This window comes from Kitasatospora sp. NPDC004615 (assembly GCF_042873545.1).
Lineage (GTDB): Bacteria > Actinomycetota > Actinomycetes > Streptomycetales > Streptomycetaceae > Kitasatospora.
This window is the reverse complement of record NZ_JBIALQ010000014.1, coordinates 88,353-112,713: the sequence shown is the minus strand read 5'-3', so window position 1 is coordinate 112,713 and position 24,361 is coordinate 88,353. Positions and strand designations below refer to the sequence as shown.

20 protein-coding genes are annotated in these 24,361 nt (G+C 72.9%); 3 read left to right on the top strand and 17 right to left on the bottom strand.

The window, feature by feature from the left end:
- Positions 1-20 precede the first annotated feature (20 nt).
- From ACFYS8_RS34160 to ACFYS8_RS34145, 4 genes are read right to left on the bottom strand one after another with little or no spacing between them, the layout of a single operon-like run.
- Entirely contained in the window at positions 21-650 is a 630-nt protein-coding gene (locus ACFYS8_RS34160; protein ID WP_387648875.1) for a hypothetical protein, read from the bottom strand.
- Positions 647-1,207, bottom strand: coding sequence for a hypothetical protein (locus tag ACFYS8_RS34155; protein ID WP_387648872.1), 561 nt, complete (start codon positions 1,205-1,207; stop codon positions 647-649). The genes ACFYS8_RS34160 and ACFYS8_RS34155 overlap by 4 nt, the downstream gene beginning before the upstream one ends.
- Positions 1,207-2,661 (bottom strand): putative T7SS-secreted protein, encoded by a 1,455-nt coding sequence (locus ACFYS8_RS34150; protein WP_387648870.1) that lies wholly within the window; start codon positions 2,659-2,661, stop codon positions 1,207-1,209. The genes ACFYS8_RS34155 and ACFYS8_RS34150 overlap by 1 nt, the downstream gene beginning before the upstream one ends.
- A complete protein-coding gene (locus tag ACFYS8_RS34145; RefSeq protein ID WP_387648868.1) occupies positions 2,658-2,954 on the bottom strand; it encodes a WXG100 family type VII secretion target in 297 nt (98 codons plus the stop codon). Before ACFYS8_RS34145 ends, ACFYS8_RS34150 begins: the two co-directional genes overlap by 4 nt.
- 119 nt (positions 2,955-3,073) lie before the next feature.
- Between ACFYS8_RS34145 and ACFYS8_RS34140 the strand changes: the two genes are divergently transcribed.
- Entirely contained in the window at positions 3,074-3,979 is a 906-nt protein-coding gene (locus ACFYS8_RS34140) for a sucrase ferredoxin (RefSeq protein WP_387648866.1), read from the top strand.
- 48 nt (positions 3,980-4,027) lie between these two features.
- Here the strand turns inward: ACFYS8_RS34140 and ACFYS8_RS34135 are convergent, their stop codons facing one another.
- The 6 genes from ACFYS8_RS34135 to ACFYS8_RS34110 all read right to left on the bottom strand — a co-directional run bounded on the left by ACFYS8_RS34135 (position 4,028) and on the right by ACFYS8_RS34110 (position 10,903).
- Entirely contained in the window at positions 4,028-5,635 is a 1,608-nt protein-coding gene (locus tag ACFYS8_RS34135) for a cation acetate symporter (RefSeq protein ID WP_387648864.1), read from the bottom strand.
- Positions 5,632-6,057 carry a DUF485 domain-containing protein gene (locus ACFYS8_RS34130; protein WP_387648861.1) on the bottom strand — a complete coding sequence of 142 codons (426 nt, stop codon included), beginning with the start codon at positions 6,055-6,057 and terminating at the stop codon, positions 5,632-5,634. The genes ACFYS8_RS34135 and ACFYS8_RS34130 overlap by 4 nt, the downstream gene beginning before the upstream one ends.
- Positions 6,058-6,171: 114 nt before the next feature.
- Positions 6,172-6,921, bottom strand: a complete 750-nt coding sequence (locus ACFYS8_RS34125; protein WP_387648859.1) for a response regulator — start codon at positions 6,919-6,921, stop codon at positions 6,172-6,174.
- On the bottom strand, positions 6,891-8,051 hold the full coding sequence (locus ACFYS8_RS34120; RefSeq protein WP_387648856.1) for a sensor histidine kinase: 1,161 nt from the start codon (positions 8,049-8,051) through the stop codon (positions 6,891-6,893). Before ACFYS8_RS34120 ends, ACFYS8_RS34125 begins: the two co-directional genes overlap by 31 nt.
- 75 nt (positions 8,052-8,126) lie before the next feature.
- Positions 8,127-8,612, bottom strand: coding sequence for a DUF1453 domain-containing protein (locus ACFYS8_RS34115; RefSeq protein WP_387648854.1), 486 nt, complete (start codon positions 8,610-8,612; stop codon positions 8,127-8,129).
- A 140-nt stretch (positions 8,613-8,752) separates the two neighbouring features.
- Complete coding sequence (locus tag ACFYS8_RS34110; protein WP_387648851.1) at positions 8,753-10,903, bottom strand: type IIA DNA topoisomerase subunit B; 2,151 nt, start codon at positions 10,901-10,903, stop codon at positions 8,753-8,755.
- Between the two features lie 429 nt (positions 10,904-11,332).
- On the opposite strand from ACFYS8_RS34110, the gene ACFYS8_RS34105 reads away from it, so the two are divergent.
- Positions 11,333-11,563: a hypothetical protein gene (locus ACFYS8_RS34105; RefSeq protein ID WP_387648848.1), complete on the top strand. Its 231-nt coding sequence runs from the start codon at positions 11,333-11,335 to the stop codon at positions 11,561-11,563.
- 112 nt (positions 11,564-11,675) lie between these two features.
- Here ACFYS8_RS34105 and ACFYS8_RS34100 read toward each other — a convergent pair whose 3' ends face one another.
- From ACFYS8_RS34100 to ACFYS8_RS34070, 7 genes are all read right to left on the bottom strand, one after another.
- Positions 11,676-12,527, bottom strand: coding sequence for a S1 family peptidase (locus ACFYS8_RS34100; RefSeq protein ID WP_387648845.1), 852 nt, complete (start codon positions 12,525-12,527; stop codon positions 11,676-11,678).
- 191 nt (positions 12,528-12,718) lie between these two features.
- Positions 12,719-14,341 (bottom strand): RNA polymerase sigma factor, encoded by a 1,623-nt coding sequence (locus ACFYS8_RS34095; protein WP_387648843.1) that lies wholly within the window; start codon positions 14,339-14,341, stop codon positions 12,719-12,721.
- A gap of 487 nt (positions 14,342-14,828) precedes the next feature.
- A complete protein-coding gene (locus ACFYS8_RS34090; protein ID WP_387648840.1) occupies positions 14,829-15,701 on the bottom strand; it encodes a FadR/GntR family transcriptional regulator in 873 nt (290 codons plus the stop codon).
- Positions 15,702-16,018: 317 nt separating this feature from the next.
- Positions 16,019-16,828: a hypothetical protein gene (locus tag ACFYS8_RS34085; protein ID WP_387648837.1), complete on the bottom strand. Its 810-nt coding sequence runs from the start codon at positions 16,826-16,828 to the stop codon at positions 16,019-16,021.
- A 41-nt stretch (positions 16,829-16,869) separates the two neighbouring features.
- On the bottom strand, positions 16,870-18,504 hold the full coding sequence (locus ACFYS8_RS34080; protein ID WP_387648834.1) for an ATP-binding cassette domain-containing protein: 1,635 nt from the start codon (positions 18,502-18,504) through the stop codon (positions 16,870-16,872).
- A 327-nt stretch (positions 18,505-18,831) separates the two neighbouring features.
- Positions 18,832-19,590: an NUDIX domain-containing protein gene (locus tag ACFYS8_RS34075; protein ID WP_380486908.1), complete on the bottom strand. Its 759-nt coding sequence runs from the start codon at positions 19,588-19,590 to the stop codon at positions 18,832-18,834.
- 136 nt (positions 19,591-19,726) lie between these two features.
- Positions 19,727-22,366 (bottom strand): glycogen debranching N-terminal domain-containing protein, encoded by a 2,640-nt coding sequence (locus ACFYS8_RS34070; protein ID WP_387648831.1) that lies wholly within the window; start codon positions 22,364-22,366, stop codon positions 19,727-19,729.
- A gap of 660 nt (positions 22,367-23,026) precedes the next feature.
- On the opposite strand from ACFYS8_RS34070, the gene ACFYS8_RS34065 reads away from it, so the two are divergent.
- Positions 23,027-24,340: an alpha/beta fold hydrolase gene (locus ACFYS8_RS34065; RefSeq protein ID WP_387648829.1), complete on the top strand. Its 1,314-nt coding sequence runs from the start codon at positions 23,027-23,029 to the stop codon at positions 24,338-24,340.
- Positions 24,341-24,361: the final 21 nt, after the last annotated feature.

Below are 24,361 nucleotides of genomic sequence, written 5' to 3'. Positions count from 1 at the left end.
CCGTTTTCACCCGTGCGGATTCAGAACAGCGGCACGCGCTCCGCGGGGCGCTGCACCGGCAGCGGCGCCGGATCGTCCGTCAACACCTCGACGGTGTCGGTCAGTTCGGACAGCAGCGCGACGTACTCCGGCAGGTCGGGCAGCGACGGCGTCGTCAACGAGAACACCAGCAGCTCGGAGATCTCCGGCAGCGGCAGGTAGACGTCCACCCGGACCAGCGGCAGCGCCGGCTGCTCGGGCACCGGCGTCCACTCGACGCCGCTGAACGCCACCACGGCCGGGCCCTGCTCGGTCTCGGTGCGGTGCACGTCGGCGGCCGGGTCCAGCGAGAGGACCTCCTCCAGCGTCTCGATCACCGCCTCCGGGTCGGCCGCCGGCTCCAGCGTCTCGCTGCGGGCCACCAGCGACGCGGTGGACACCCGGTCGTCCTCGGTGGCCATCAGGCACACCCCGGCGTAGCTCGCACCGTCCTCGGCGGCGGCGTCGGCCAGCTCGCCGTAGAACTGCTGGACGCCCGCACGCTGCGCCTCGGTGCCGCCCGCCCATATCTCGCACGCCAACTCCCGCAGGTGGACGGCGCGTTGATCATCGTCCAGGTGCATGCCGAGGTCGTGGAAGTGCACCGGCACGTCGAAGGTGTAGCTGCTCATCGGGCCACCGTCCGGTTCCACCCGGCCACGGGGGCAACGGGGGCCAGCTCGACGCCGAACTCGCCCGCGGAGCGGGCCGTCAGGCCGTGCTCGGCGGCGATCGCGTGGATTCGCTCCGGCCGCACGCCCCGGTAGTCCTTCGGGGAGAGCAGGAACGCGGACATCTCGCTTCCCCAGCGCAGCCCGGCCCAGCCGTCGAGCTCCTGCTTCCCGGCCGGCCGGCGCGCGTAGGCCGCGGCCGCGGTGCGGCAGATCGCCGCCATCCGGGCGTCCCAGAGCCGCTCGCCGTCGCCCCACTCGCGGACCAGCCGGACCGGGCCGACGAACCTGGTCAGCGGCCGCAGCAGCATCCGCAGCCAGCCCCGGTCCGGCCACTCCAGGTCGGTGGCCACCTCGATCACCACGAATACCGGCACGTACAGCAGCCGGGCCATCAGGTCCAGCGGGACCAGCACCCACTGGACGGCGAACCACAGCACCAGCCCGATCCGCGAGCGCCGCCCCGCCGACGGGGTCAACGGCGCTGTGCCGTACGTCAACGGCGGTGTGCCGTACATCAGTTGCCTCCGCTGAACTGGTCGTGGATGCCGGTGACGATGCCCGGCAGCGAGGGCACCCCGTTGATGCCCCGGCTCCACCAGGACATCGGGTCGAGGCTGCCGTCGGCCCGGATCGCGTTCTGGAACGAGGGGATCGAGCGCAGGCCCGGCAGGTTGGCGACCCGGGTGGACTTGAACGTGTCGACCGCGGTGCCGTACACCGACTCGGCGACGTGCTTCTCCCAGGCGAACTTCATCCGGTTGCCCATGCCGGGCAGCGCCTTGAAGGTGGTCTTCAGCGCGCCCTCCGCGCCGATCTCGGTGACCCGGACGGCCGACCCGCGCAGTGCGTCGCCCATGTGGTCGACGATCTGGCTCTTGGCGATCTCCCGGACCTTCCCGCCGGTCTGCCGCATCACCGTCTCACCGGTCTCCAGCGCCACCTTCTCGATCTTCGGGACCAGCTTGGTGGTGACCTTCATGACCGGCTTGGCCGCCGTTCCGACCAGCTTGCCGAACGGCAGCGCACCCAGCCCGTCGCCGACCAGGTCCATCGCGCTGACGTCCGCGCCGCCGAGCTTGGCCAGGCCGTGGCTGGCCAGCGCACCCGCCGAGAGCACGCCGCCGGCCAGCGCCAGCGCGCCGGACAGCGGCGGGAACCACAGGGTGCACAGGGCCGCCACGCCCAGGATGGTGGAGGCGATGCCCAGCCAGTCGCCGATCTTCTTCAGCAGGTCGGCGTGCTTGGTGGCCCACTCCTTGAGCGCGTGCCCGGCCCGCTTCAGCGCGTCCTTGAAGCCGTCCCACATGCTGGTGGACGGCGCGTTCTGGTTTGCCTTGCGCAGGGCCCGGGCGACCTTCCCGGCCTCGTCCTGGTGATCCTCGCGAAGTTCCTTCGCCTGCTTCACTATCGCCCGGAAGGCGTCCTCGGCGTTCTCCAACGCCTGCTTGGCGTCGTCGAGTTCCTCGCCGGCCGCGTTCAACTCGCGCTGCGCGGCGTCGATCTCGGCCTGGGCCTGCCGCAACTGCGCGTCGTCGGTGTACATCCGCCCGGCCAGCCGGAACGCCGGGGCGCCGGCCGCCGTCTCGTACCGCGAGCGGGCGCCGTCCTGCTGACGCTCGCAGGTCTCGCAGCGCCGCTTGGCCGCCTCCGCGTCCGCCTCGTAGCGTCTCGCCACCTCCTGGAAGTGCGTCAACTGGCCGCGCCAGCCCTCCAGTTGCCGGGCCGCCGTGCGCACCGCGTCGTCGCTGTCGCGGAGCAGGCCGGGCAGTTCACCGACCTTCCCGGCGAACGCGCGCGCCGCGTCGCCGCGCCAGCTGCCGCCGGCCCGGGTGAGCCGCTCCAGGGTGCCGTGGGCGCTCTCCAGCGCCCCGGCGGCGGTGGTCAGCCGCTGCACCAACTCGTCCACACTGGCCGGGTTTCCGGGCGCCGGGTCGAAGCCCAGCGCGGGGAACTGCGCCGTGTCGCTCACGCGGCACCGCCGCCGAACGCGTCGCGCAGGGCCTGGTCGGTCTCCGCGTAGGCCCGCCGGGTGATGTTCAGCCCCTCCTCCACCTGCTGGGTGGACTCGGCGATCTTCTTGATCGCGTCGTCCCAGCTGTCGTGGAACTCGTCGCAGGCGTGGTCCAAGGACTTGGCGCCGGTGGTCTTCGGCCCGGTGTCCCGCATCGCGTTCAACGCGGTGCGCAACTCGCCCTGACTTCGGTGCAGGTCCGCCAACAGGCGGTCCAGGTCCGCCACATCGACCGCGAAAAAAGACCCCAAGACTCCCCCAAAAGAACGTCAAATCCAGGTAATGGAGCCCAGCATAGTGCGCACCCTCCCGACCCTCCGCAGGCGAAGCTCCACCGCTCCGAACGGCCGCCCGGACATAAGGTGGGCAGGTGAGCACCTGTACGACGCTGTCGCGCGAACTGACCGAGCCGCTGGCCGCCACCGCGGCCACCGCCACCACCTGGCTGCTGCTCGAACAGCCCGGCCCCTGGGGCGCCCAGGCGCTCGTCGGCAGCCACCTCGACCACGAGCTCGGGGCGGCGCTGGACCAGGTCACCGAGGGCACCGGCGTCCGGGTCGCACTGATCCGCCGGCCCGGCCGGCACGCGGACACCGACACCGCCGCCCGGCACGAGGTGCTGATCGCGCACACCGCGCCCACCGACCCGTGGGTGCGCCGGGCCCGCCTGGACGACCCCGCCGCGCTGCTCGACCTCGACTTCGCCGCCCTCGGCGCGGGCCGCCACGACGGCTTCGGCGCCGAGCACATCGGCGGCCCGATCGCCCTGGTGTGCACCAACGGCCGCCGCGACCGCTGCTGCGCGCTGCTCGGCCGCCCGCTGGCCGCCGACCTGCTGTCCGCCGGCCACAGCGAGGTCTGGGAGGTCACCCACCTCGGCGGCCACCGCTTCTCCCCCACCATGCTGGTGCTGCCGCACGGCTACGCGTACGGCCGGCTCACCGCGGAGTCCGCCAAGGAGGTGCTGTCCGCCACCGCCGCCGGCCACACCGTCCCCGCCCACTCGCGCGGCCGCTCGTACTGGCCCCGCCCGTCCCAGGCCGCCGAGCAGGCCGTCCGCGACCTGACCGGCGAGAGCGCCGCCGACGCGCTGACCATGCGCCAGACAGCCGACGGCGACGGCTGGACGGTCGAGGTGGCGCACACCGACGGCCGCCGCTGGCGGGCGACGGTCGCGGAGGCCGCGAGCGAGCCGCCCCGCGCCGAGAGCTGCGGCAAGGCCCCGGGCACCCCGTCCCGGATGGACGTCACCGCCCTCGCGGCCGTCACCGAATGACGAACGGGCCCCGCACCACCCGGTGCGGGGCCCGTCCTCGACGCTCCGTCAGGCGGCTCCGGCGCCGGTCAGGGCGCGGACCTCCAGCTCGGCGTAACCGTCCTCGTCGGCGGGCTCCCGGTCCAGCAGGGTGCCCAGCCAGCCGGCCAGGAAGCCGAGCGGGATGGAGACCAGTCCGGGGTTCTCCAGCGGGAACCAGTGGAAGTCCATGCCGGGCAGTACCGAGGTCTTCGCCCCGGAGACGACCGGCGAGAACAGCACCAGCACCACCGCCGGGACCAGGCCGCCGTACACCGACCAGACCGCGCCCCGGGTGGAGAAGCGCTTCCAGAACAGCGAGTACAGCAGCGTCGGCAGGTTCGCCGAGGCGGCCACCGCGAACGCCAGGCCGACCAGGAAGGCGACGTTCAGGCGCTGCGCGTACAGGCTGAGCACGATCGCGAGCCCGCCGATCACCACGGCGGAGACCCGGGCCGCGATCACCTCCTCGCGCTCGGACACCTGCCGGCTGCCCTCCCGCCGCCAGGCCCGGGCGTACAGGTCGTGGGCGAAGGCCGCGGAGGACGCCAGGGTGAGTCCCGCGACCACCGCCAGGATGGTGGCGAACGCGATCGCCGAGATCACCGCGAACAGCAGCAGGCCCCAGGTCGAGCCGTCGCCGCCGCCGAGGTCCAGGGCGAGCAGCGGAACGGCCGTGTTGCCCGCCGCGTTGGACACCCGGAGGTCGTGTCCGCCGACCACCGCGCCCGCCCCGAGCCCGAGCACGATCGCCATCAGGTAGAACGAGCCGATCAGGCCGATCGCCCACATCGTGGAGCGCCGGGCGGCCCGCGCGGTCGGCACCGTGTAGAACCGGCTGAGGATGTGCGGCAGTCCGCCGGTGCCGAGCACCAGCGCCAGGCCGAGGCTGACGAAGTCCAGCCGGTCGAGCGCGCTGGAGCCGTAGTTGAGGCCCGGCCGCAGGTACTTCTCGCCCTCGCCGCTGCGCCGCGCGGCGGTCTCCATCAGCGCGCCCAGGTCGCCGTGGAAGCGGGCCACCACCAGCACCGTGAGCAGCACCGAACCGCCCACCAGCAGGAAGGCCTTGACGATCTGGATCCAGGTGGTGGCGCGCATTCCGCCGACCGTCACGTAGACGATCATCAGGGCGCCGACCCCGATGATGGTCCACGCCTTGGCGGCCCCGCTGTTGGTGCCCAGCAGCAGCGCGACCAGGCTGCCCGCGCCGACCATCTGCGCGATCAGGTACATCAGCGTGACGACCATGGACGACAGGCCGGCCGCGGCCCGTACCGGCCGCTGGCGCATCCGCAGCGCCAGCACGTCGGCCAGCGTGTACCGGCCCGCGTTGCGGACCAGTTCGGACACCAGCATCAGCACGACCAGCCAGGCGACCAGGAAGCCGATGCTGTAGAGCACGCCGTCGTAGCCGTACAGCGCGATCAGTCCGGTCACGCCCAGGAAGGAGGCGGCGGACAGGTAGTCGCCGGACAGCGCGAAGCCGTTCTGCAGCGGGGAGAAGTCCCGGCCGCCGGCGAAGAAGTCCTCGGCGGCGTGGCCGCGGCGGCCGACCCAGACGGTGATGGTCAGCGTCACCGCGACGACGACGGCGAACAGGGCGACGGCGAGGCCGTGGTTGGGGTGGTGAGCAGTCATCGCAGCTGGTCCTGGGTGTCCCAGCGCAGCTCGAGGGCGGCTCGATCGCGCTTGGTGCGGGCATTACGGGCATAGAGCCAGGTGAGCAGGAACGTCGAGGCGAACTGGCCGAGGCCGAGCGTCCAGGCCACGTTCAGCGGCCCGGCGATCCGGCGGCCCAGCAGGTCCGGCATGAAGGCCTCGGCCGTCACGAACAGCAGGTACCAGGCCAGGAACCCGGCGCTGGCCGGGAACACGAACGAGCGGTAGCCCCGCCGGATCTCCTGGAAGGCCTCACTGTCCTGGACGCTCCGGTACACCGCGCCCCCGACCCGGTCCTCCGGCGGCACCGCGTCCACTTCCGCACTGCGCCGCGGCGCCACCACCCGCGGTTGGGGGGCGGCGGTCCCGGCCCACCAGTCGACTCTCTCCTGCTGCGCCACTTGCCGACACCTCATCATTTCGGTCGTTACGACCGAACCATGATGGAGTGTCACAAACCACACAACGAAACCCGTGAAGAAACCTTCAACCGAAGCAGCGAAAGGGCGGTACGTTCACCAACCTTCGGAAATTCCATGCTTGAAGGCGTACGCGACGGCCTGCGCCCGGTCCCGGACCGCCGTCTTCGCGAAAAGGTTGTTGATATGGGTTTTCACCGTTGCGGGGCTGACGAACAACCTCTCGGCGATCTCCGCGTTGGACAGTCCGGACGCGATCAGCGCCAGCACCTCGGCCTCCCGCTGGGTCAGCCCGTCCGGCAGCACCGCCCGGGCGGTTTTCCCGGCCTCGGGCTTCGACGGCCGCACCGGCTCCGGGGCCCCGCTCGGCGGCGGACTGGTGCTCGGCGCGCCCGAAAGCCGCTCCAGCAGCCGCAGTTGGACCTGCGGGGAGAGCCCGGCCGCGCCCGAACGGACGTCCGCGACCGCGCGGGCGATCTCCTCCGCGCCGGCGTCCTTGGTCAGGAAGCCGCGCGCCCCGGCCTGCAGCGCGGAGAACAGCGAATCGTCGTCGGCGTACGTGGTGAGCACCACCACCTCGGTGCCCGGGTGCTCGGCGCGGATCCGCCGGGTGGCCTCCACACCGTCGCAGCGCGGCATCCGCAGGTCCATCAGCACCACGTCGGGGGCGTGTTCGGCGACCAGCCGCACCGCCTCCTCGCCGTCCGCCGCCGAGCCGACCACCGTGATGCCCGGCAGCAGGCCGAGCAGCATCACGATGCCCTCGCGGACCACGGTCTGGTCGTCGGCGACCACCACCCGGATCGGTCCGCCCGTCACGTCGGCACCCGCAGCAGCACGCGCCACCCTCCCTCCTCGGGGCCCGCCAGCAGTTCGCCGCCGAGCAGTTCCGCGCGTTCGCGCATCCCGAGCAGACCGTACCCGCTCCCGCTGTCCCCCAGCACCGGGTGTCCGCCGCGGGGCGCCCGGGAGTTGTGCACCCGCAGCTCCACCGCGCCGTCCAGGTAGCCGAGCCGGACGTCCACCCGGCCGCCGGGCGCGTGCTTGCGGGCGTTGGTCAGCGCCTCCTGGGCGACCCGGCGGACGGCCAGTCCGGCCTCGGCGGGCAGCGGACGGGGCACCCCGTCGACGGCCAGTTCGGCCCCGGACTGCGCGGCCAGCCCGGCCACGAACTCGGTGACGGGGGCGAAGTCGCCGCGCAGCGCGGACAGCGCCTGCCGGGTCTCGGCCAGCCCGTCCTGCGCCATCCGCCGGGCGGCGACCACCCGTTCGCGGATCTCCGCCCGTTCGGCGCCGGCGTCCAGCATCAGCCGGGCCGCCTCCAGGTGCACCAGCTGCGCGGACAGGCTGTGCGCGAGGACGTCGTGGATCTCCCGGGCGATCCTGGTCCGTTCGGCGAGCGCCGCGGACTCCGCCTGCGCGACCTGCGCGGCCCGTTCCTGGGCGAGCAGGGCGCGCTGCGCGGCGCGGGCCTGGCTGTCCAGGCGCAGCAGGTAGCCGAGCAGTCCGAGGCCGCCCGCGACGGCCAGCATCATCAGCATCGAGTCGCCCGAGCTGAGACCGTAACTGCCCAGCGCGGCACCGGCGGTGAGCAGCCCGGCGCCCAGCGGCAGCCGGATCACGGCGAGCACCGCGAGCCCGCACCAGATCACCGAGGCCAGGGTGTCGGCGCCGCCTTCGTGGGCCAGCGCGGAGAACACCAGCAGCCCGGCGGCGCAGCCCAGCGCGGGCCACAGCCGCTGGGCCCGGCAGTTGAAGAACCAGCCGGTGAACAGGGCGGCCGATCCCGCGATCCAGAAGATCGGGGGCAGCAACCGCCAGCCGGAGTACCGCTGTTCGGCGAAGGTCCCGAACAGCACGGCGGCCAGCATCGCGCCCCGGCCGAAGAACGACAGCACGAGCCGGGCCCGGGAGCTGCGTTCCCTGATCGGGGCGTCCCCGGCCGGCCACCGGGTCCAGCGTTCCAGCGTGCTCACCGGCTGTTCCTCTCTCAACGGCGGTGCCGCCGACCCCCGTTGCGGGGCCGGCGGCTCTGGTGGTCCGACGGGCCGTCAGGCGGCCAGCGTGTGCTGCTTGCCGCCGTCCAGGTGCTTGGCCCGCCACTGGATGGCCACCGAGCGGGTCAGCAGCAGCAGGCCGAGCGACAGCAGCAGCACGCTGTTGGACTGGTGGATGTGCAGCGCGACGGCCACCCCGTACCAGCCGGCGCGGATCAGGATCGCGCCGACCCAGGCGAACGCGGTGGAGGCGGTGCCCTTGGTCCACAGCGCACCGTCCGACTCGCGCCAGATCCGCACCGTCCAGCCCCAGGCGCAGCCCATGCCGACGGTGGTGATCAGCGAGCAGCCCACGATGACGGCGGCGGCGGTCTTGTGCTGCGGGTCGATCAGCACCGGGTCGCGCAGCGCGACGGCGGCCAGCACCAGCGGCAGCAGCCAGAAGCGGCGTTCGGTGTCCAGCCGGCGGGCCCGCAGCTGCCGGCCGACCACGAGGGCGATCACGGCGACGGCGATCAGGACATCGGACAGGGCGGTCATTTCGGTTGCCTCCTGGGCGGGGTGTTCTCGACACCACGAACGCTACGGAGCACGGGCCGCGGAATCCTCGGAGCGCGGGTTGATCCCGCAGCTGAAAGGGCTCTCCACCCGTGGGTGGAGAGCCCTTCCGAGCGGCTTGCTCAGGCGTCGATCCGGGAGCGGTCCAGGGTGGCCGCCGAATCCACGATGAACTCCCGCCGCGGCGCGACGTCGTTGCCCATCAGCAGGTCGAAGGTCTTCTCCGCGGACTCCAGGTCGCCCAGGTTGATCCGGCGCAGGATCCGGTGCCGCGGGTCCACGGTGGTCTCCGCCAGCTGGTCGGCGTCCATCTCGCCGAGGCCCTTGTAGCGCTGGATCGGGTCCTTCCAGCGCAGCCCCTTGCCCTGGAACTCCAGCAGGGTGCGGCGCAGTTCGGCGTCCGAGTAGGTGTAGTGGTACTTCTCCTGGCCGCGCTTGGGGTTGGTCAGTTCGATCCGGTGCAGCGGCGGCACCGCGGCGAACACCCGGCCCTGCTCGACCATCGGCCGCATGTAGCGGTGGAACAGCGTCAGCAGCAGGGTGCGGATGTGGGAGCCGTCGACGTCGGCGTCGGCCATGAAGATGACCTTGCCGTACCGGGCCTGGTCGATGTCGAAGGTGCGGCCGGAGCCTGCTCCTATGACCTGGATGATCGACGCGCACTCGGCGTTCTTGAGCATGTCGCTCACCGAGGCCTTCTGGACGTTCAGGATCTTGCCGCGGATCGGCAGCAGCGCCTGGAACTCGGAGTTGCGGGCCAGCTTGGCGGTGCCCAGCGCCGAGTCGCCCTCGACGATGAACAGTTCGCTGCGGTCCACGTCGTCGCTGCGGCAGTCGGCCAGCTTGGCGGGCAGCGAGGAGGTCTCCAGCGCGGTCTTCCGGCGCTGGGCCTCCTTGTGCTGCCGGGCGGCGACCCGGGTGCGGGCGGCGGCGACGACCTTCTCCAGCACGGCCCGGGCCTGGAGCTTCTCGTCCTTCTTGGCGGAGGTGAGGAAGCTCTTCAGCTCCTTGGCCACCACCGCGGCCACGATCCGGTTGGCCGCCGAGGTGCCCAGCACCTCCTTGGTCTGCCCCTCGAACTGCGGCTCGGCCAGCCGGACGGTGACCACCGCCGTCAGGCCCTCCAGCGCGTCGTCCTTGCTGATGTCGTCCTCGGCGACCCGCAGCAGTTTGCTGGCGCGCAGCACCTCGTTGACGGTCTTGGCGAGCTGCCGCTCGAAGCCGTTGACGTGGGTGCCGCCCTTGGGGGTGGAGATGATGTTGACGAAGGAGCGCACCGTGCTGTCGTAACCGGCGCCCCAGCGCAGCGCGATGTCCACCCCGAGCTCGCGGGTGACCTCGGTGGGGGTCATGTGCCCGAGCTCGTCGAGCACCGGGACGGTTTCCTTGAAGGTGCCCTCGCCGCGCAGCCGCAGCACGTCGGAGACCGGGCGGTCGGGCGCGAGGAACTCGCAGAACTCGCTGATGCCGCCGTCGAAGCGGAAGGTGTCCTCCTGGACCTGCTCGCTCTCCGTCAGCCGCTCGTCACGGACCACGATGGTCAGGCCGGGCACCAGGAACGCGGTCTGCCGGGCGCGGGCGTGCAGCGACTCCAGCGAGAGCTTGGCGTCCTTGAGGAAGATCTGCCGGTCCGCCCAGTAGCGGATCCGGGTGCCGGTCCGGGTCTTGGCGAACTTGCCCTTCTTGGTCATTCCGCTGCCGGCCGTGAACTTCGCGTCCGGGCCGTCCTCGCCGAACGTGCCGGGGGTGCCGCGCCGAAAGCTGATCGAGTGGGTGGTGCCGAAGCGGTCGACCTCCACGTCCAGCCGGGCGGACAGCGCGTTCACCACCGAGGCGCCGACGCCGTGCAGACCGCCGGAGGCCGCGTACGAGCCGCCGCCGAACTTGCCGCCCGCGTGCAGCTTGGTCATCACCACCTCGACGCCGGACAGCCCGGTCTTGGGCTCCACGTCCACCGGGATGCCGCGGCCGTTGTCCCGCACCTCGACCGAGCCGTCCTGGTGCAGCAGCACGTCGATCCGGTCGCAGAACCCGCCGAGGGCCTCGTCCACCGAGTTGTCGATGATCTCCCACAGGCAGTGCATCAGACCGCGACTGTCGGTCGACCCGATGTACATGCCCGGCCGCTTGCGGACCGCCTCCAGCCCTTCGAGGACGAGCAGATGCCGCGCGGTGTAGTCGGACCCGCCCTCGCCGGTCACCAGTGAGGACGGGACGGTCTTTTCTCCACTCACGCTCTGCACTCCTCCACGATGTTGACGGACACCCCGCATGCTCTCAGCAACTGAGACTTCGGCCGCCGAGGCCCGCGCGCCTTGTACGCGCTGCGCGAACACGACTCCCACCACGAACGCGGCCCCCACCCTGCCATGTCCTGCCGACACCACGGGTCCTGGCGGACCGGGGCGGCCGGGCAGGGCGGCGGAGCTGCTGCGATGCGGTCAAACGGGGTCCGGGACGGGGCTTATGCTCCAACCCAGCGGAGGATTATGCTACGCGGACCTCGCTCCCCGGCCCGATCGGGTGTTCGAGGTGATTGGCAGACCATCGGAATCGGTACGCATGAACCACCGGTGCCCGGGGCACGCCCTCATCAACGAGACAGCAGAATCCTCAAAGAGAAAAGCCACGAGCGGGAACGAATTCGACCTGGTTGGATGTTGATCCTGGTACACAGCTCGTCGAGCTAGAGAAGAGGCGACGTGACTACTGTTCTGACCCCTGCGAGCCCGCTCACCGCGGCAGACCGCTGCGACCGTTGCGGCGCTCAGGCCTACCTGCGCGTCGTCCTTTCCAGCGGTGGAGAGCTGCTGTTCTGCGCCCACCACGGGCGTAAGTTCGAGCCCGAGCTCAAGAAGATCGCCGTGGAGATACACGACGAGAGCGAGCGCCTCTCCGGCACCTCGGCAACGGCCGGCGAGGGCGAGCGCTGACGCTCCCGCTCGTCTCCTGAGCTGCCTGAACGGCCGGGCGGCCCACCCTTCGGGGCGGGCCGCCCGGCCGTGGCGTTCTGCCCGGCCGTCGCGGCAGCTCGCGTCGGGCACGTCACAGCACGTTCTGCACGGACTCCGCGACCGCCGAGATCCTGGTGTACACCCCCGGGCGCCCGGCCTGCGCGCAGCCGGCCCCCCAGGACACCAGGCCGGCCAGCCGCCCGCCCACCAGCAGCGGGCCGCCGCTGTCGCCCTGGCAGGCGTCCTTGCCGCCCCGGTCCTCCCCCGCGCACACCATGCTGGTCGCGTCGTACGCGCTGTCCGGTCCGCCCGGGTAGGCGCGCCCGCAGGCGGCGTCCGAGAGCACCGGCACCGTCACCTGCCGCAGCGTGTTCGAGTAGCTGCCGTTGCCCCGGGTGTCGCCCCAGCCGAACACCGTCGCCGGGGTGCCCACCGCGTACGGCCGGCTCTCGCCCGCGCCCACCATCTCCAGCACCTGCCGGTCCTCCTGCGGCTCGGCCAGGGTGACCACCGCCACGTCCCGCGAGTTCGCGGCGAAGCTGTAGTTCGGCTCGATCCACACCCCGCTGACCGCCACCTCCCGCCCCGCGCTGCCCCGCAGGTCGTCCCGCCCGACGATCGCCCGCAGCCCCGGCCGCTGGACCGGCCGGCCGGTGGTCTCGTCGTAGAAGCAGTGCGCGGCCGTCACCACTTTGGTCGGGGTGACCAGCGCCCCGCCGCAGAACTGCCCGGAGCGGGACGAGCCGAACTGCGCACGGCTGGACAGCGCCACCATCCACGGATGATCGCCGGTGCTGGCACTCGTCCCCCCGACGATCCGCCGCTGCGCGGCGGCCGGGGCGGCCGCACCCAGCGCGATCAGCGGGGCAGGCAGGGCCGCCAGGGCGACGAGCGCGACCGCCCGGCGGCGGAGCCGAGGCGCGGACGGGTCCAGGATGGGCACCGGTTCTCCAGGGGGTTCGGCGTGCAGACGTGGGAAGTGCACTGGTCGGAGTGCGACAACCTGCCCAGCGTAGTCACCCCGTCACCCAACGTGCCCAATCTGAACGCACCGGCCACCCCATCGGGCGACCCCCGGACATACGAACGGGCCCCTCCGCCGGCGGCGAAGGGGCCCGTCCAGGTGACGAACTGTCAGTCCAGGTAGTCGCGCAGCACCTGCGAACGCGACGGGTGGCGCAGCTTCGACATGGTCTTCGACTCGATCTGACGGATGCGCTCACGCGTCACGCCGTAGACCTTGCCGATCTCGTCCAGCGTCTTCGGCTGACCGTCGGTCAGGCCGAAGCGCATCGAGACCACGCCCGCCTCGCGCTCGGACAGGGTGTCCAGCACCGAGTGCAGCTGCTCCTGGAGCAGGGTGAAGGAGACCGCGTCGGCCGGGACGACCGCCTCGGAGTCCTCGATCAGGTCACCGAACTCGCTGTCGCCGTCCTCGCCGAGCGGGGTGTGCAGCGAGATCGGCTCGCGGCCGTACTTCTGAACCTCGATGACCTTCTCGGGGGTCATGTCGAGTTCCTTGGCCAGCTCCTCCGGGGTGGGCTCGCGGCCCAGGTCCTGGAGCATCTGGCGCTGCACGCGGGCGAGCTTGTTGATGACCTCGACCATGTGCACCGGGATACGGATGGTGCGGGCCTGGTCGGCCATGGCGCGGGTGATCGCCTGCCGGATCCACCAGGTCGCGTAGGTGGAGAACTTGTAGCCCTTGGTGTAGTCGAACTTCTCGACCGCACGGATCAGACCGAGGTTGCCCTCCTGGATCAGGTCCAGGAACAGCATGCCGCGGCCGGTGTAGCGCTTGGCCAGCGAGACCACCAGGCGGAGGTTGGCCTCCAGCAGGTGGTTCTTGGCGCGGCGGCCGTCCTCGGCGATGATCTCCAGCTCGCGCTTGAGCTTCGGGGCGAGCTTGTCGGCCTGGCTCAGCTTGTCCTCGGCGAACAGGCCGGCCTCGATCCGCTTGGCGAGCTCGACCTCCTGCTCGGCGTTGAGCAGCGGGACCTTGCCGATCTGCTTCAGGTAGTCCTTGACCGGGTCGGCGGTGGCACCGGCCACCGCGACCTGCTGCGCCGGGGCGTCGTCCTCGTCGTCGTCGGAGAGCACGAAGCCCTGGTCCGACTCCTCCTCGGGGCCGCTCTCTTCCTTGCCGTCGCCGGGCAGGGCCACGTCTTCGAGGAGCTCTTCCTCGCCGATCATGTCCTCGTCGCCCTTGGCGCCGGCCTTGCCGGCCGCGGTCTTCTTGGCGGCGGTCTTCTTCGCGGGAGCGGCGGTCTTCTTGGCCGCCGCCTTCTTCGCCGGCGCGGCCTTCTTGGCGACCGGGCGGGCCTCGGCGAGACCGATGGTCTCGACGACGGTGACCTCACCGGTCGTCACCGCGGCGGCCACGGCCACCGACGGGGCCGAGACGGGCGCGCCGGGGGCGATCCGGACCGGGGGCTTGGTCTGGGCGACCGGCGTGCGGGTGGTGACCGCCTTGGTCGCGGTGCGCTTGGTGGTGCTCTTGGCCGCAACGCTCTTGCGCTTGGCGCCGGCCGGCTCGGCCGCGCTGACCATGAGCTCCACCCCCTCCTCAATCAGCACCTGATTGAGGCTGCGCATGACGTTCTTCCACTTGGTGACCGGGATCTGGTCCGCCTCGAACGCGTGGCGCACGTCGTCACCGGCGATCTGCCCCTGGGCCTTGCCCCGCTCGATGAGCGCCAGCAGTGCCGCGGACTCGGCGATCTCGGGGGGAAGCGAACGGGATGTGCTGGCCGACACGAACAACCTCTCGGACGATGAGTGGACGATCCCGCACCGACCGCCCGAGCAGCTCGGGTGAGTGGACGGTGATCGGGGTCTGCAGGACGGCAGCAGCGCCGCGCACCAACACAGCCATCTGGTCTGTGGTGGTATTCCGGAGCTGCTTCCGCTCCGTACACATCGCTGCCGCCACTCAAGTGTTACGCATGCCCGTCGTGGCGCCCGTCACACCACCCGGCGGCCGGTACGGGCTGCCCCGGGCGGCCTATCGGCGAGCGGGGCGCCGGGGCCCTCGCGGCCGGCGGCCGAGGGCCCGGTGGCCCCCTCCCGGACGGACCGCGGGCCTTTGCGGACAAGGTGCCGGGGCCCTCGTGGGCGATGTCTTCGCGGGCCGCCTCGCGGTGTGGCCCGCGCAACTGTGTGGCACGCGACACGCCGATGGCCCCCCGGCTGCGGGTGGAGCAGCAGAAGGGCCATCCGTTCGGAACGGGCGGGGCTGGACCGCTCAGTGCTCCCGCGGGGCCGGGACGGCGTGCTCGACGTCCGGGTGGACGGTGAGCAGCGCGCGGACGGCGGCCTCGGCGGCGGTGCCGTCCCCGGCGCCGAGCGCGTCGACCAGGCGGGTGTGCAGGCCGACCGCCGACTCGGACGGGCGCTCGCAGGTGCTGCCGGAACCGCCGGACACCTGGAGCGCGCCGGCCACGATCCCGGAGAGGTGCTCCAGCATCCGGTTCCCGGCCATCTGCAGCACCAGACCGTGCAGCTCGGCGTCGGCGCGGGAGTAGCTGACCAGATCGCCCTGGCTGCCCGCCTGGCTCATGATCTCGGTCAGCTCGGCCAGCCGCTGCTGAACGTCCTCCCGGCCGTGGCCGGCGGCGAGGCGGGCGGCCAGCGGCTCGATCGCCCAGCGCAGCTCGAACAGCTCACGGCGCTGCTCGTCGCGCTGCGGCCCGAAGGCGCGCCATTCGATGATGTCCGGGTCCAGCAGGTTCCAGTCGCTGACCGGGCGGACCCGGGTCCCGACGTTCGGCCGGGCCGAGACCAGGCCCTTGGCCTCCAGCACCCGGAGCGACTCGCGCACCACGGTGCGGGAGACCTCGAAGCGCTGGCCGATCTCCTCCGGCACCAGCGGGCGGTCGGCGCCCAGGTCTCCGGAGACGATCATCTGGCCGAGCTGCTGAACCAGCTGGCCGTGCAGGCCGCGGCCGCGGCTGCTGGTGGTCTTCCGACCGGCCCGGGCGAGTTCGTTCTCCGCCCCCTCCCAGCGGGGAGCGGGTGGCATCGGGCGGTCGGCGTACGGAAAACGGTCCAGCTCGGAGGCGGAGATCGACTCGGCCTGGCGAGCGGCGGTCACGGTGGGGTGCGCAAGGGTACTCACGCCATCCTTTGTCGGCGATCGGCGGGGCCGTCTTGAGCATTCTCCTGAAAAGCACACGAAAGGGTGATCGGCCGTGTCTGGATAATTGACTTCTTATCAGCCAGAAATGCGCATATCGGTCATCCTGGCTCGAATTCAGCTGCCGTTCCGAACGGTGCTTCACCCCGCCGCCACCGGCTCCGTCACACCTGCCGAACCGTCAGCACCGGCTGCCCGATGCACCGCCACCGACAGTTCCGGGGCGGGGTTTCCGTGCGGATCTCCGCGGTGCGCGGGGCATCCGAAAGCGAGCGGGGCCTTCACGGCAGACCGGATCGTTACAGTGCGCGACGGCGGAACTGAGCCACCAGCACCGCCAGCACCAGCAGCCCGGCCGGCGCCAGCAGGGCGGCGATCACCACGACGTCCAGCGCCGCCGCCGTCCGGTCGGCCGCCTCGCGCACCAGGTTGAAGCCGTACTGGAAGGGCAGCAACTCCCATACCCACAGCGGCCAATTCCGGCCGGAACGGTGCAGCAGCAGACCGGCGGTGGGCTCCAGCAGGGCAGGCGTCGCGCAGGTGAGCAGAACTCCCAGGACGGCACTGCGCACCAACGTCGCCAGCAACAGGCCGGCCCAGCCACCGGCCACCGCCAGCGCCAGGAACACCGGGAGCGGACGGCCGATCCCGCCCACCGCGAACGGGCCCGCCGCCGGGGCCGGCGCCAGGCCCGGGAAGGCCGTCAGCTCGGCGGGGTGCGGCAGGGCGAACACCGCCGAGGCATCCACCGCGCCGGGCAGCGCGAACCGGACCACCAGGGCGTTCACCACGAGCGTCAGCACCGCCAGCAGGAGCGCCGCCGCCCCAACCACCAGCAGCTTCGCGAGGAGCGCGCCGAGCCGACGGCCCAGATTCACCCGGGACGCGGCCAGGCCCGGCCAGCGCATCTCATGGCTGTACGCCAGCGCGCCGAGCACCGCAGCGGCCAGCGCGGTCAGCGGGAGCGGCAGCCACGGGACCACACCGGCCAGCGCCCGCACCGCCCCCGACACCGCCAACTTCCCGGCCGGGAACCGCTGGGCCAACGTCGCCGCCAGCGCCGCGTTCAGCAGCAGTGCCGCCGCGACCACCACCCACGTGGAGCGCACCCCGCGCAGCCGACGCACCTCACAAGCCAGCAACCGCACCGTCACTCACTCCCGTTCTCGTCACCGACGGCACGCCTGCGCACCGCACTTGCCCCGCCCTCGCCCGCCGGCACCTGCGCCCGACCCGCCGCCGCCGACCCGACCGGCCCGACCGGCCCGACCGGCCCGGCCGACCCGGCCGACCCGGCCGACCGCAACTCGGTGGCGTGGACCGGCCGGAGACGCACCTGCGCCCGGTCCTGCTCCTGTGCGGGCACCGGCCCCTGGGCTTGCGCCGGAGTGGAACCGTGGCCAACTCCCCTGATCCGGGCGGGAGTCAGCAACTCGGCGTCGGTCGGGTTGGCGGCCAACTGGTCGGCCTCGAGCACGATCGGCGTGGACGCTGCGGGCGTCGGGCCGGGCCGGGTCGCTGCGGGCTCGGGAGCGTTTCCGGCGGGCTGCTCCAGGTGTTCGGAGACCGGCTGCTCGGTGCGTACTCGGCGGAGCGCGGAGGCGCCGCGGGGCGTCCGGCGGGTGAGGTCGACAACGGGCGGCTCGGCCGGGGGCGTCGGGGCTGCGGGCGTCGCCTCGGGGGCCGTCGGGGCGGTCAGGGCCGCCGGATCGGTCGGGGCCGCCGGGTCGGGCGCGAGGGCGGCGGCGGCCCAACGGCCGGCCTGGAGGCCGCGATGGCCGAGGGCGCGGTGCTCGATGGTTCGCTCGGCGTCCGGGCCGGTGGCCGGGCGGCCGACGGTGGCGGGCCTCGGGGCGGCGGGGGCGATCTGGGCCTGCCCGCCGGTGCTTTGCCGGACCGGGCTCTGCCAGGCCGGCCGGATCGCGACCTGGCCGGAGTGGCCCGATCCGCTGGGCAGGGCGGCCGGGAAGGAGATCGAACGCTGCACCACCCGGTCGGCCAACTCGTGCAGCAGGACACCGTTGCGGTAGGCGAGTTCGCCGATCTCGGTGCGACCGACCCCGCTCACCGCGAGACCGACACCGCCCTCCCGCCGGACCTGCGCACCTTGGGCGACCAGCAGGTCCGCGAGACGGGCCATCTGCGGGCCCCGGACCAGGACTTCGGGGTGCAGCCGACTGCGGCGGAACTCCACCACGGGCTGGTCGGCGGCCAGCCTGCCAGCGTCCAGGGTGACCACCCGGTCGGCGAGCACGGCGGCCGTCTCCGGGCTGCGGGTGGACATCAGAACGGTGCCGCCCGTCAGCGCGAAGGAGCGTAGGAAGCCGTGCAACCACTCCTCGCTGCGCGGAGACAGGCCCTCGGCCGGGGCATCCAGCAGCAGCGTCGCCGGGTCGCCGAGCAGGGCGGCGGCCAGGGCGAGCCGGCGGTGCATTCCGGGCGAGAAGGTGCCGATCCGGTGGTCGGCGACAGGGGCGAGGCGGACCTGCTCCAACAGGTCGTCGGCCCGACGTGCCGAAACCCCGACCGCCCCCGCCAGCATCCGCAGGTGCGCCCGGGCCCGCTGCCCCGGATGTCCGGCCTCCGGCCTGCCGGACGGCAGCAGCGTGCCGATCTCCCGCTCCGGTCGCCGGATCCGCCGGTAGGTGCGGCCGTCGAACAGGGTGAGGCCGTGGCCGCGTTCGAGCTCCACCATCAGCCGGAAAGCGGTGGACTTGCCCGCCCCTTCCTCCCCCAGCACCGTGGTGATCATCCCTGGACGGGCGTCGAAGGTCAGGTCCAGCACCGCTGGGGGGTGGCCCCTTCGGTATTTCTTGGTCAGTCCGGTGATTTGGATCATCGCCGCCCGCTCCCTCGCCCGCCGACAGACCGGGGTTCGTCCGCCAGGCCTGAGCCTGCACAGTAGGACGCGGAAGCGGTGAAACCAGGCATTCCGGATGGATCGTTGACGGTGTTAGCGCCGAGCTCACCCGAACAGGGGACAGCGCACTCGCGCCACTGACGATTTACTTACGGATCGCCACCACCCCACCACCACAAGGGAACTGGCCCACCTCGTCTCGCCGAGCCCTCCCCTCTGCGACGGCGGCCACGATCTCGCCAGGGTCGGGCGTCAGGCCTCGGGGCGGAGCATCGGCGGATTGAGGACGGTCGCCCCGCCCGCGGTGAACAGCTGTGCGGGGCGCCCGCCTTGACGGGTCGTCGTGCCGCCGGAGGGCAGCAGGAAGCCCGGGGTGCCGGTGACCTTGCGGTGGAAGTTCCGCGGGTCCAACACCACGCCCCAGACCGCCTCGTACACCCGGCGCAGCTCGCCGACGGTGAACTCCGGCGGGCAGAAGGCCGTTGCCAGCGAGGAGTACTCGATCTTCGACCTGGCCCGCTCCACGCCGTCCGCCAGGATCTGGCCGTGGTCGAAGGCCAGCAGTTCACCGTCGTTGCCGTCGACGCCGAACAGTTCACTGACCGGTGCCCACCGGGCGCTGCTGGCGTCGCCGCCCGCACGGGGCGACGGCAGGTCCGGGGCGAGCACCAGGTACGCGACGCTCACCACCCTCATCCGGGGGTCGCGCTGCGGGTGTCCGTAGGTGGCCAGTTGCTCCAGGTGCGCCCCGAACGGGTTCTGCCCCGCCAGGACTTGGCCCGGTGCGGACTGCGCCCTCAGCCCGGTCTCCTCCGCCAGCTCCCGGGACGCCGCCTCGGCCAAGCCCTCGTCCGGCCGCACGAACCCGCCGGGCAGCGCCCAGTAGCCCTGGAACGGCGCCTCACCACGCTTCACCAGCAGGGCGCACAGCTCATGGTCGCGCACCGTCAGCACCACCAGGTCAACCGTGACTGCGAACGGGGGGAAGGCCGACGGGTCATAACGCGACATGTCGCCGATCTTAGTCGTCTCTCTGACGATAATCACAGACCACGGCCTTTTCCCGTCCCCTTTCCCGCGCCTTTCTCTTGTCCTTCTCCCGTCCTTCCCGTCTTCTCTCCCGCCTCCTGGACCGCCCCGCGGACCGTCAGCCGGCGGCCAACTGCAGGAACGACGGCGCCTCTTCCACCACCGCGACGCCGATCCTGCTGACCCGAACCGAGAACGGCTCGCCGGCCACCCGCAGGCCGGTCAGTTCCAATGCGCCCAGGGGCGCGGTGCTCGCCGGGTGGGTGGCCACCCGCCCTGAGGGGACGTCGGGCCGGACTCCGGCCAGTGAGAGCACCAGGTGGACGGCCGCGGCCGCCGACATGGCGGCCGGACGGCAGGCCGCCGGGTGCGGCACCGGCGGGCAGTCGGCGACCTTCTGCTCGCCCGCGTACATCTCCGGCAGCCGGTACTCGAAGTGCGCGGACGCCTCCAACAGGCCTTCCAGCAGAATCTCGGCCTCCCGCTCGAATCCGGCGTCCACCAGCCCGCTCACCGCGAGCGCGGTCTCCTGCACCCGGACCACGCCGCTGCGGTGGCCGAGCGGGTTGAACCGTGGGGACTTCGCGCTCAACGTCCGCAGGCCCCACCCGCAGTCGAGTTCGGGCGTCACCAGCCGCTGGGCGAGCAACCTGGTCTGCTCCCGGTCGAGCAGGCCCTCGTGCAGCTCGCCCTCGACGCCGAGTCCGACGTCGAAGAGGTGGACCAGAGTTGAGGCGAGGGCCGGCACCGGCCGGTCCGGGGCCAGCAATGCGGCTGCCGGCCGACCGCCTGACAGGTCGTCGATCCAGAACTGCTCGCGGAACCGTTCCCTCAGCTCAGCTGCCCAGGCCCGCCACTCCGCCGCTCCGGGACGGTCGAACGCCTCCAGCAGGTCCGCCCCTTGGAGCGCCGCGCGGTGCGCCTGCGCCTGGACTTCGCACCTGGCCGGACCTGGCCGCGCGGCCCGCTCCTCCGCCGGGCGACCGAGGTCGGTGACGAAGCCGACCGGCCCGTCCGGCCCCTCCGCCACTGCGGCCCGCAACGCCCCGAGGGCGCGCTCCGCGGCGGGCAGCAACTCGGCGACCTCGGCCCGGGGCATGCCCCAACGCCAGGCCTCTGCCAGCACGGTGACGAACAGCAGCGTCGCCTCCGTGGCCGTGCAGCTCGCCGGCAGCTCCGGGCCTCCGTGCCGCAGCGGCCCGGGGATCACGCCGTCCATCGCCTGCGCCGCCGCACCACTGTCAGTGGCCGGGGCGGACACGCTGCCCGCGCCCTGCACAGCGGCAGGCTGCGCTGCCGGTGCGCCGCCCGGCGCGGCGGCGACGGCCGGCGACGAACCGACCGCCGATGGGCTGGACGACGCCCCGTCGGCAGCGCCACTTTCGGCCGGGCGTGCGGCGCCTGTCGATGGCTGGGGCGCGAGGTGCTGGCGGCGGGCCGTCGCGCGGAGCGTTCCGGCAGCGAGCCGGGTGCCGAGCGGCAGCGTCATCCGGGCCGCCCAGAGCGCGTCGGCGGCGGTGAGGCCGAAACGCCAGGGGGCGCCCGAGGCGGTGTAGAGGTCGGTCGGACGGTCCGCGTCGGCGAGCAGCAGCCCGCTCAGCGTGTCGAGGGCGCGGCCGACCAGGCGTGTGGCACGGCGGTCGTCGGCCCGGACCTCCGGCTCGGACCACGGCAGCGGCACACCCGGGCCGCGCCCCGTCGGTGGACGACCGGTCGATGGAGCCTCCAGCTCCACCTGCAGGTCCACCGACCATCGGGCCCCTGGCTGGATGTCCAGATCCCACCGGAGCACACCCGCGCCGGCCAGCACCGCGTGCGGCGACGGGCGGGCGCTGACGGTGGCCGCGCGGCCCTGCCCGGCCCAGCGCAGGCCCGAGGACTGGACCTGGCCCGGCAGGTCGGCCGAGCGCCGGCCCGCCGCGATGTCGGTGAGCTGGCCCAGGTCGGTACCCAGGGCGATCTCCAGTGGGAGGCGGGCCGGTCGGGCACCGGTGTTCCGGACCGTCACGGTCTCCGCGCCGTCGGCGTGCCGCAGCCGTTCGACCGTCAGCGCCGGATCCGGGTCGAGATCGCCCGGCACCCGGACCGAGCCGAGGAACCGAGCCGCCGCCGCGGACGTCAGGGTGCCCTGGAGCGGGAGCGGCTCCACGCCACCGAGGCGCAGCTCCATCCTGGCCAGGGTGCGCACGCCGTGCCGGAAGAAGCCGTGCAGGCTCTGGCCCCGAAGCTGCCCGTCCGGGCCGGAGGCTGCCATGCCCGGGGCATTGACGCACAGGACGTCGTGCGCCGCCGAGGGCTGCGGTCGTGGCACCGCCGCCGGAGCCGGCTGGCGGGCCGCCCCTGGAGCGGCCGCACCGGCCACCTGCTCCGAGCGTGCGCCCGCCACGCCACGCCCCGGGGCCGTCACGCCCGGGCCCGGCCGGGTCGGGGTGCCGTACGGCGGGGTGGGAGTGCCGTACGGCGGGGTGGCCCCCGGCGCGTACGGCGTGGGCGTGGTGAGCGTGCCGTGCGGCGGGGTGGCCCCCGGTGCGTAGGGCGTGGGCGTGGTGGGAGTGCCGTACGGCGGCGTGCTGAGCGGGGCTCCGTGCTGCTGGACGGCGGCACCCGCGAGCGGCGTGCCGTACGCGGGGGTGGCGGATGCCGGGCTAGCGCCGGGCGTCCCGGGGACGTGGCCGGTGGGTGCCGGGGCGCCGGTGGGCGTGCCGTACGGGGGTGTGGCCCGGCGCGGACTCGGTGGGCCGGCCAAGTGTGGGGGCATGGGGGGAGCCGCTGCTCCGATGGGTGCCGAAGCGCCGCCCGGTGCGGGCGGGTTGGTGGGCGGCAGCGGGTGGGACGCTGCGTGGGGTGGCCTTGAATCGGTCACCAGGCTCTCCTCCCCTCGACCGGCCGACGGCTGCGGGCCCGGCCGGCCGCGAGCGTGCTCGATCGCGGACTGTGCTGCTCTGCCGCCGGAACACGCGGCTCTGACCTGGGCGGGACCGGATCGCCGGTGCTCCGCCCCGACCGGGGTGGTGTCCCGGCCCGGACGCCAGGGTCGCGCGTGGCCCGGTCGCGCCGGGTCGAGCGACGCGTGACCCGTGCCCGACACGGTCGCCCTGGCCGCTACTGGCCCGGCGGTGCCGGTTCTGGTTGCGGCGTTCCGCAGGTTGAACGCCGTACACCTGCCCGAGGTCACGCCTGTCCGGCGGACCTCCGGTCGAATGCGGCCACGCGCCGTCGGTCCTTCGGCAGTCTGCGGCCGGCACCCAGGGTGCCCGCTGTGTCGTGGCGCCGTTCGGGGTTCTCCGCACGTGGCGGCCGCCCCCGGGCGGCTCCTGTCCGCCGTCAGGATACGGTGCGAGCACGGCGACGGAACCCCTGGTGACCTCGGTGACCGGCGCCGCAACCAGCCTGTGACCAGCTCACATCTAGGAGTTGCATGTCCTCCCTCAGCCGCATCCCCGGGATCGTCGCCACGGATCATGTCTTCCGGGTGCCGCTGGACCACGGAGCTCCGGGCGGCGAAGCGATCAAGGTCTACGCCCGCGAGGTGGTGGCCGCCGGACGCGAGCACGACGAACTTCCTTGGCTGCTCTACTTGCAGGGCGGCCCGGGTGGAAAGGCCAATCGGCCGCTCGGCCGGGACGGCTGGCTGGACCGGGCGCTCGACGACCACCGGGTGCTGCTGCTGGACCAGCGCGGCACCGGCCGCTCCACGCCCGCCAACCGGCAGACCCTGGCCCGGCGCGGCGACGCCCGGCAGCAGGCCGACTACCTGGCGCACTTCCGTGCCGACTCGATCGTCCGGGACGCCGAGCTGATCCGCCGCCAGCTGCTGGGCGAGGACGGTCGATGGAGCCTGCTGGGGCAGAGCTTCGGCGGCTTCTGCACCCTCACCTACCTCTCGCTGGCCCCGGAGGGCCTGCGAGAGGCGTTCGTCACCGGCGGGCTGGCCGGCCTTCGCCGCTCGGCGGACGAGGTCTACCGCGCGGCATACCCGCGGGTCGCCCGCAAGAACGCCGGGCACTACGCGCGCTTCCCCCAGGACGTGGCGGCGGTACGGCGAATCGCGGCGCACCTGATCGAACAGCCCGCGCCTCTGCCGGACGGTGGGGTCCTCACCGTCGAGGCCTTCCAGGCGCTGGGCATGATGCTGGGCAGCGGCACCGGCTCCTACGTCCTGCACTATCTGCTGGAGGAGGCCTGGGTGGAGGGGGCGGACGGGCCGGAGCTGTCCGACACCTTCCTGGCGGGCGCGCAGGTGCAGCTGTCCTTCGCCCAGGGGCCGCTGTACGCCGTGCTGCACGAGTCGATCTACGGGCAGCGCTCGGTCGACGCCGGGGCCACCGACTGGTCGGCGGAGCGGGTGCGCAAGGAGTTTCCCGAGTTCGACGCCGCGGCAGCGCTGGCCGGGGACGGGCCGGTACTGCTCACCGGCGAGATGATCTACCCCTGGATGTTCGAGACCGACCCGTCGCTGCGGCCGCTGCGCGAGACGGCGCAGCTGCTGGCCGAGCGCACCGAGTGGCCCGACCTGTACGACCCGCAGCGCCTGGCTTCGAACCAGGTGCCGGTGTACGCGGCGGTGTACCACGACGACATGTACGTGGACACGGCGCATTCGCTGGAAACCGCGGATGCGGTGGCCGGTGTGCGGACGTGGATCACCAACGAGTGGGAGCACGACGGGGTGCGGGTGAGTGGCCGCCGGGTGCTGGACCGCCTGATGCGGATGGCGCGCGGCGAGGTCTAGCCGTTCGCCCCGCGGCCGGGG

Excerpts from the sequence above, each read along its gene's own strand:
- ACFYS8_RS34160 (WP_387648875.1), bottom strand. The coding sequence starts at position 650 with ATGAGCAGCTACACCTTCGACGTGCCGGTGCACTTCCACGACCTCGGC.
- ACFYS8_RS34155 (WP_387648872.1), bottom strand. The coding sequence starts at position 1,207 with ATGTACGGCACACCGCCGTTGACGTACGGCACAGCGCCGTTGACCCCG.
- ACFYS8_RS34115 (WP_387648854.1), bottom strand. The coding sequence starts at position 8,612 with ATGACCGCCCTGTCCGATGTCCTGATCGCCGTCGCCGTGATCGCCCTC.
- ACFYS8_RS34065 (WP_387648829.1), top strand. The coding sequence starts at position 23,027 with ATGTCCTCCCTCAGCCGCATCCCCGGGATCGTCGCCACGGATCATGTC.
- ACFYS8_RS34135 (WP_387648864.1), bottom strand. The coding sequence starts at position 5,635 with ATGACTGCTCACCACCCCAACCACGGCCTCGCCGTCGCCCTGTTCGCC.
- ACFYS8_RS34075 (WP_380486908.1), bottom strand. The coding sequence starts at position 19,590 with ATGTCGCGTTATGACCCGTCGGCCTTCCCCCCGTTCGCAGTCACGGTT.
- ACFYS8_RS34070 (WP_387648831.1), bottom strand. The coding sequence starts at position 22,366 with ATGCCCCCACACTTGGCCGGCCCACCGAGTCCGCGCCGGGCCACACCC.
- ACFYS8_RS34110 (WP_387648851.1), bottom strand. The coding sequence starts at position 10,903 with ATGCGGGGTGTCCGTCAACATCGTGGAGGAGTGCAGAGCGTGAGTGGA.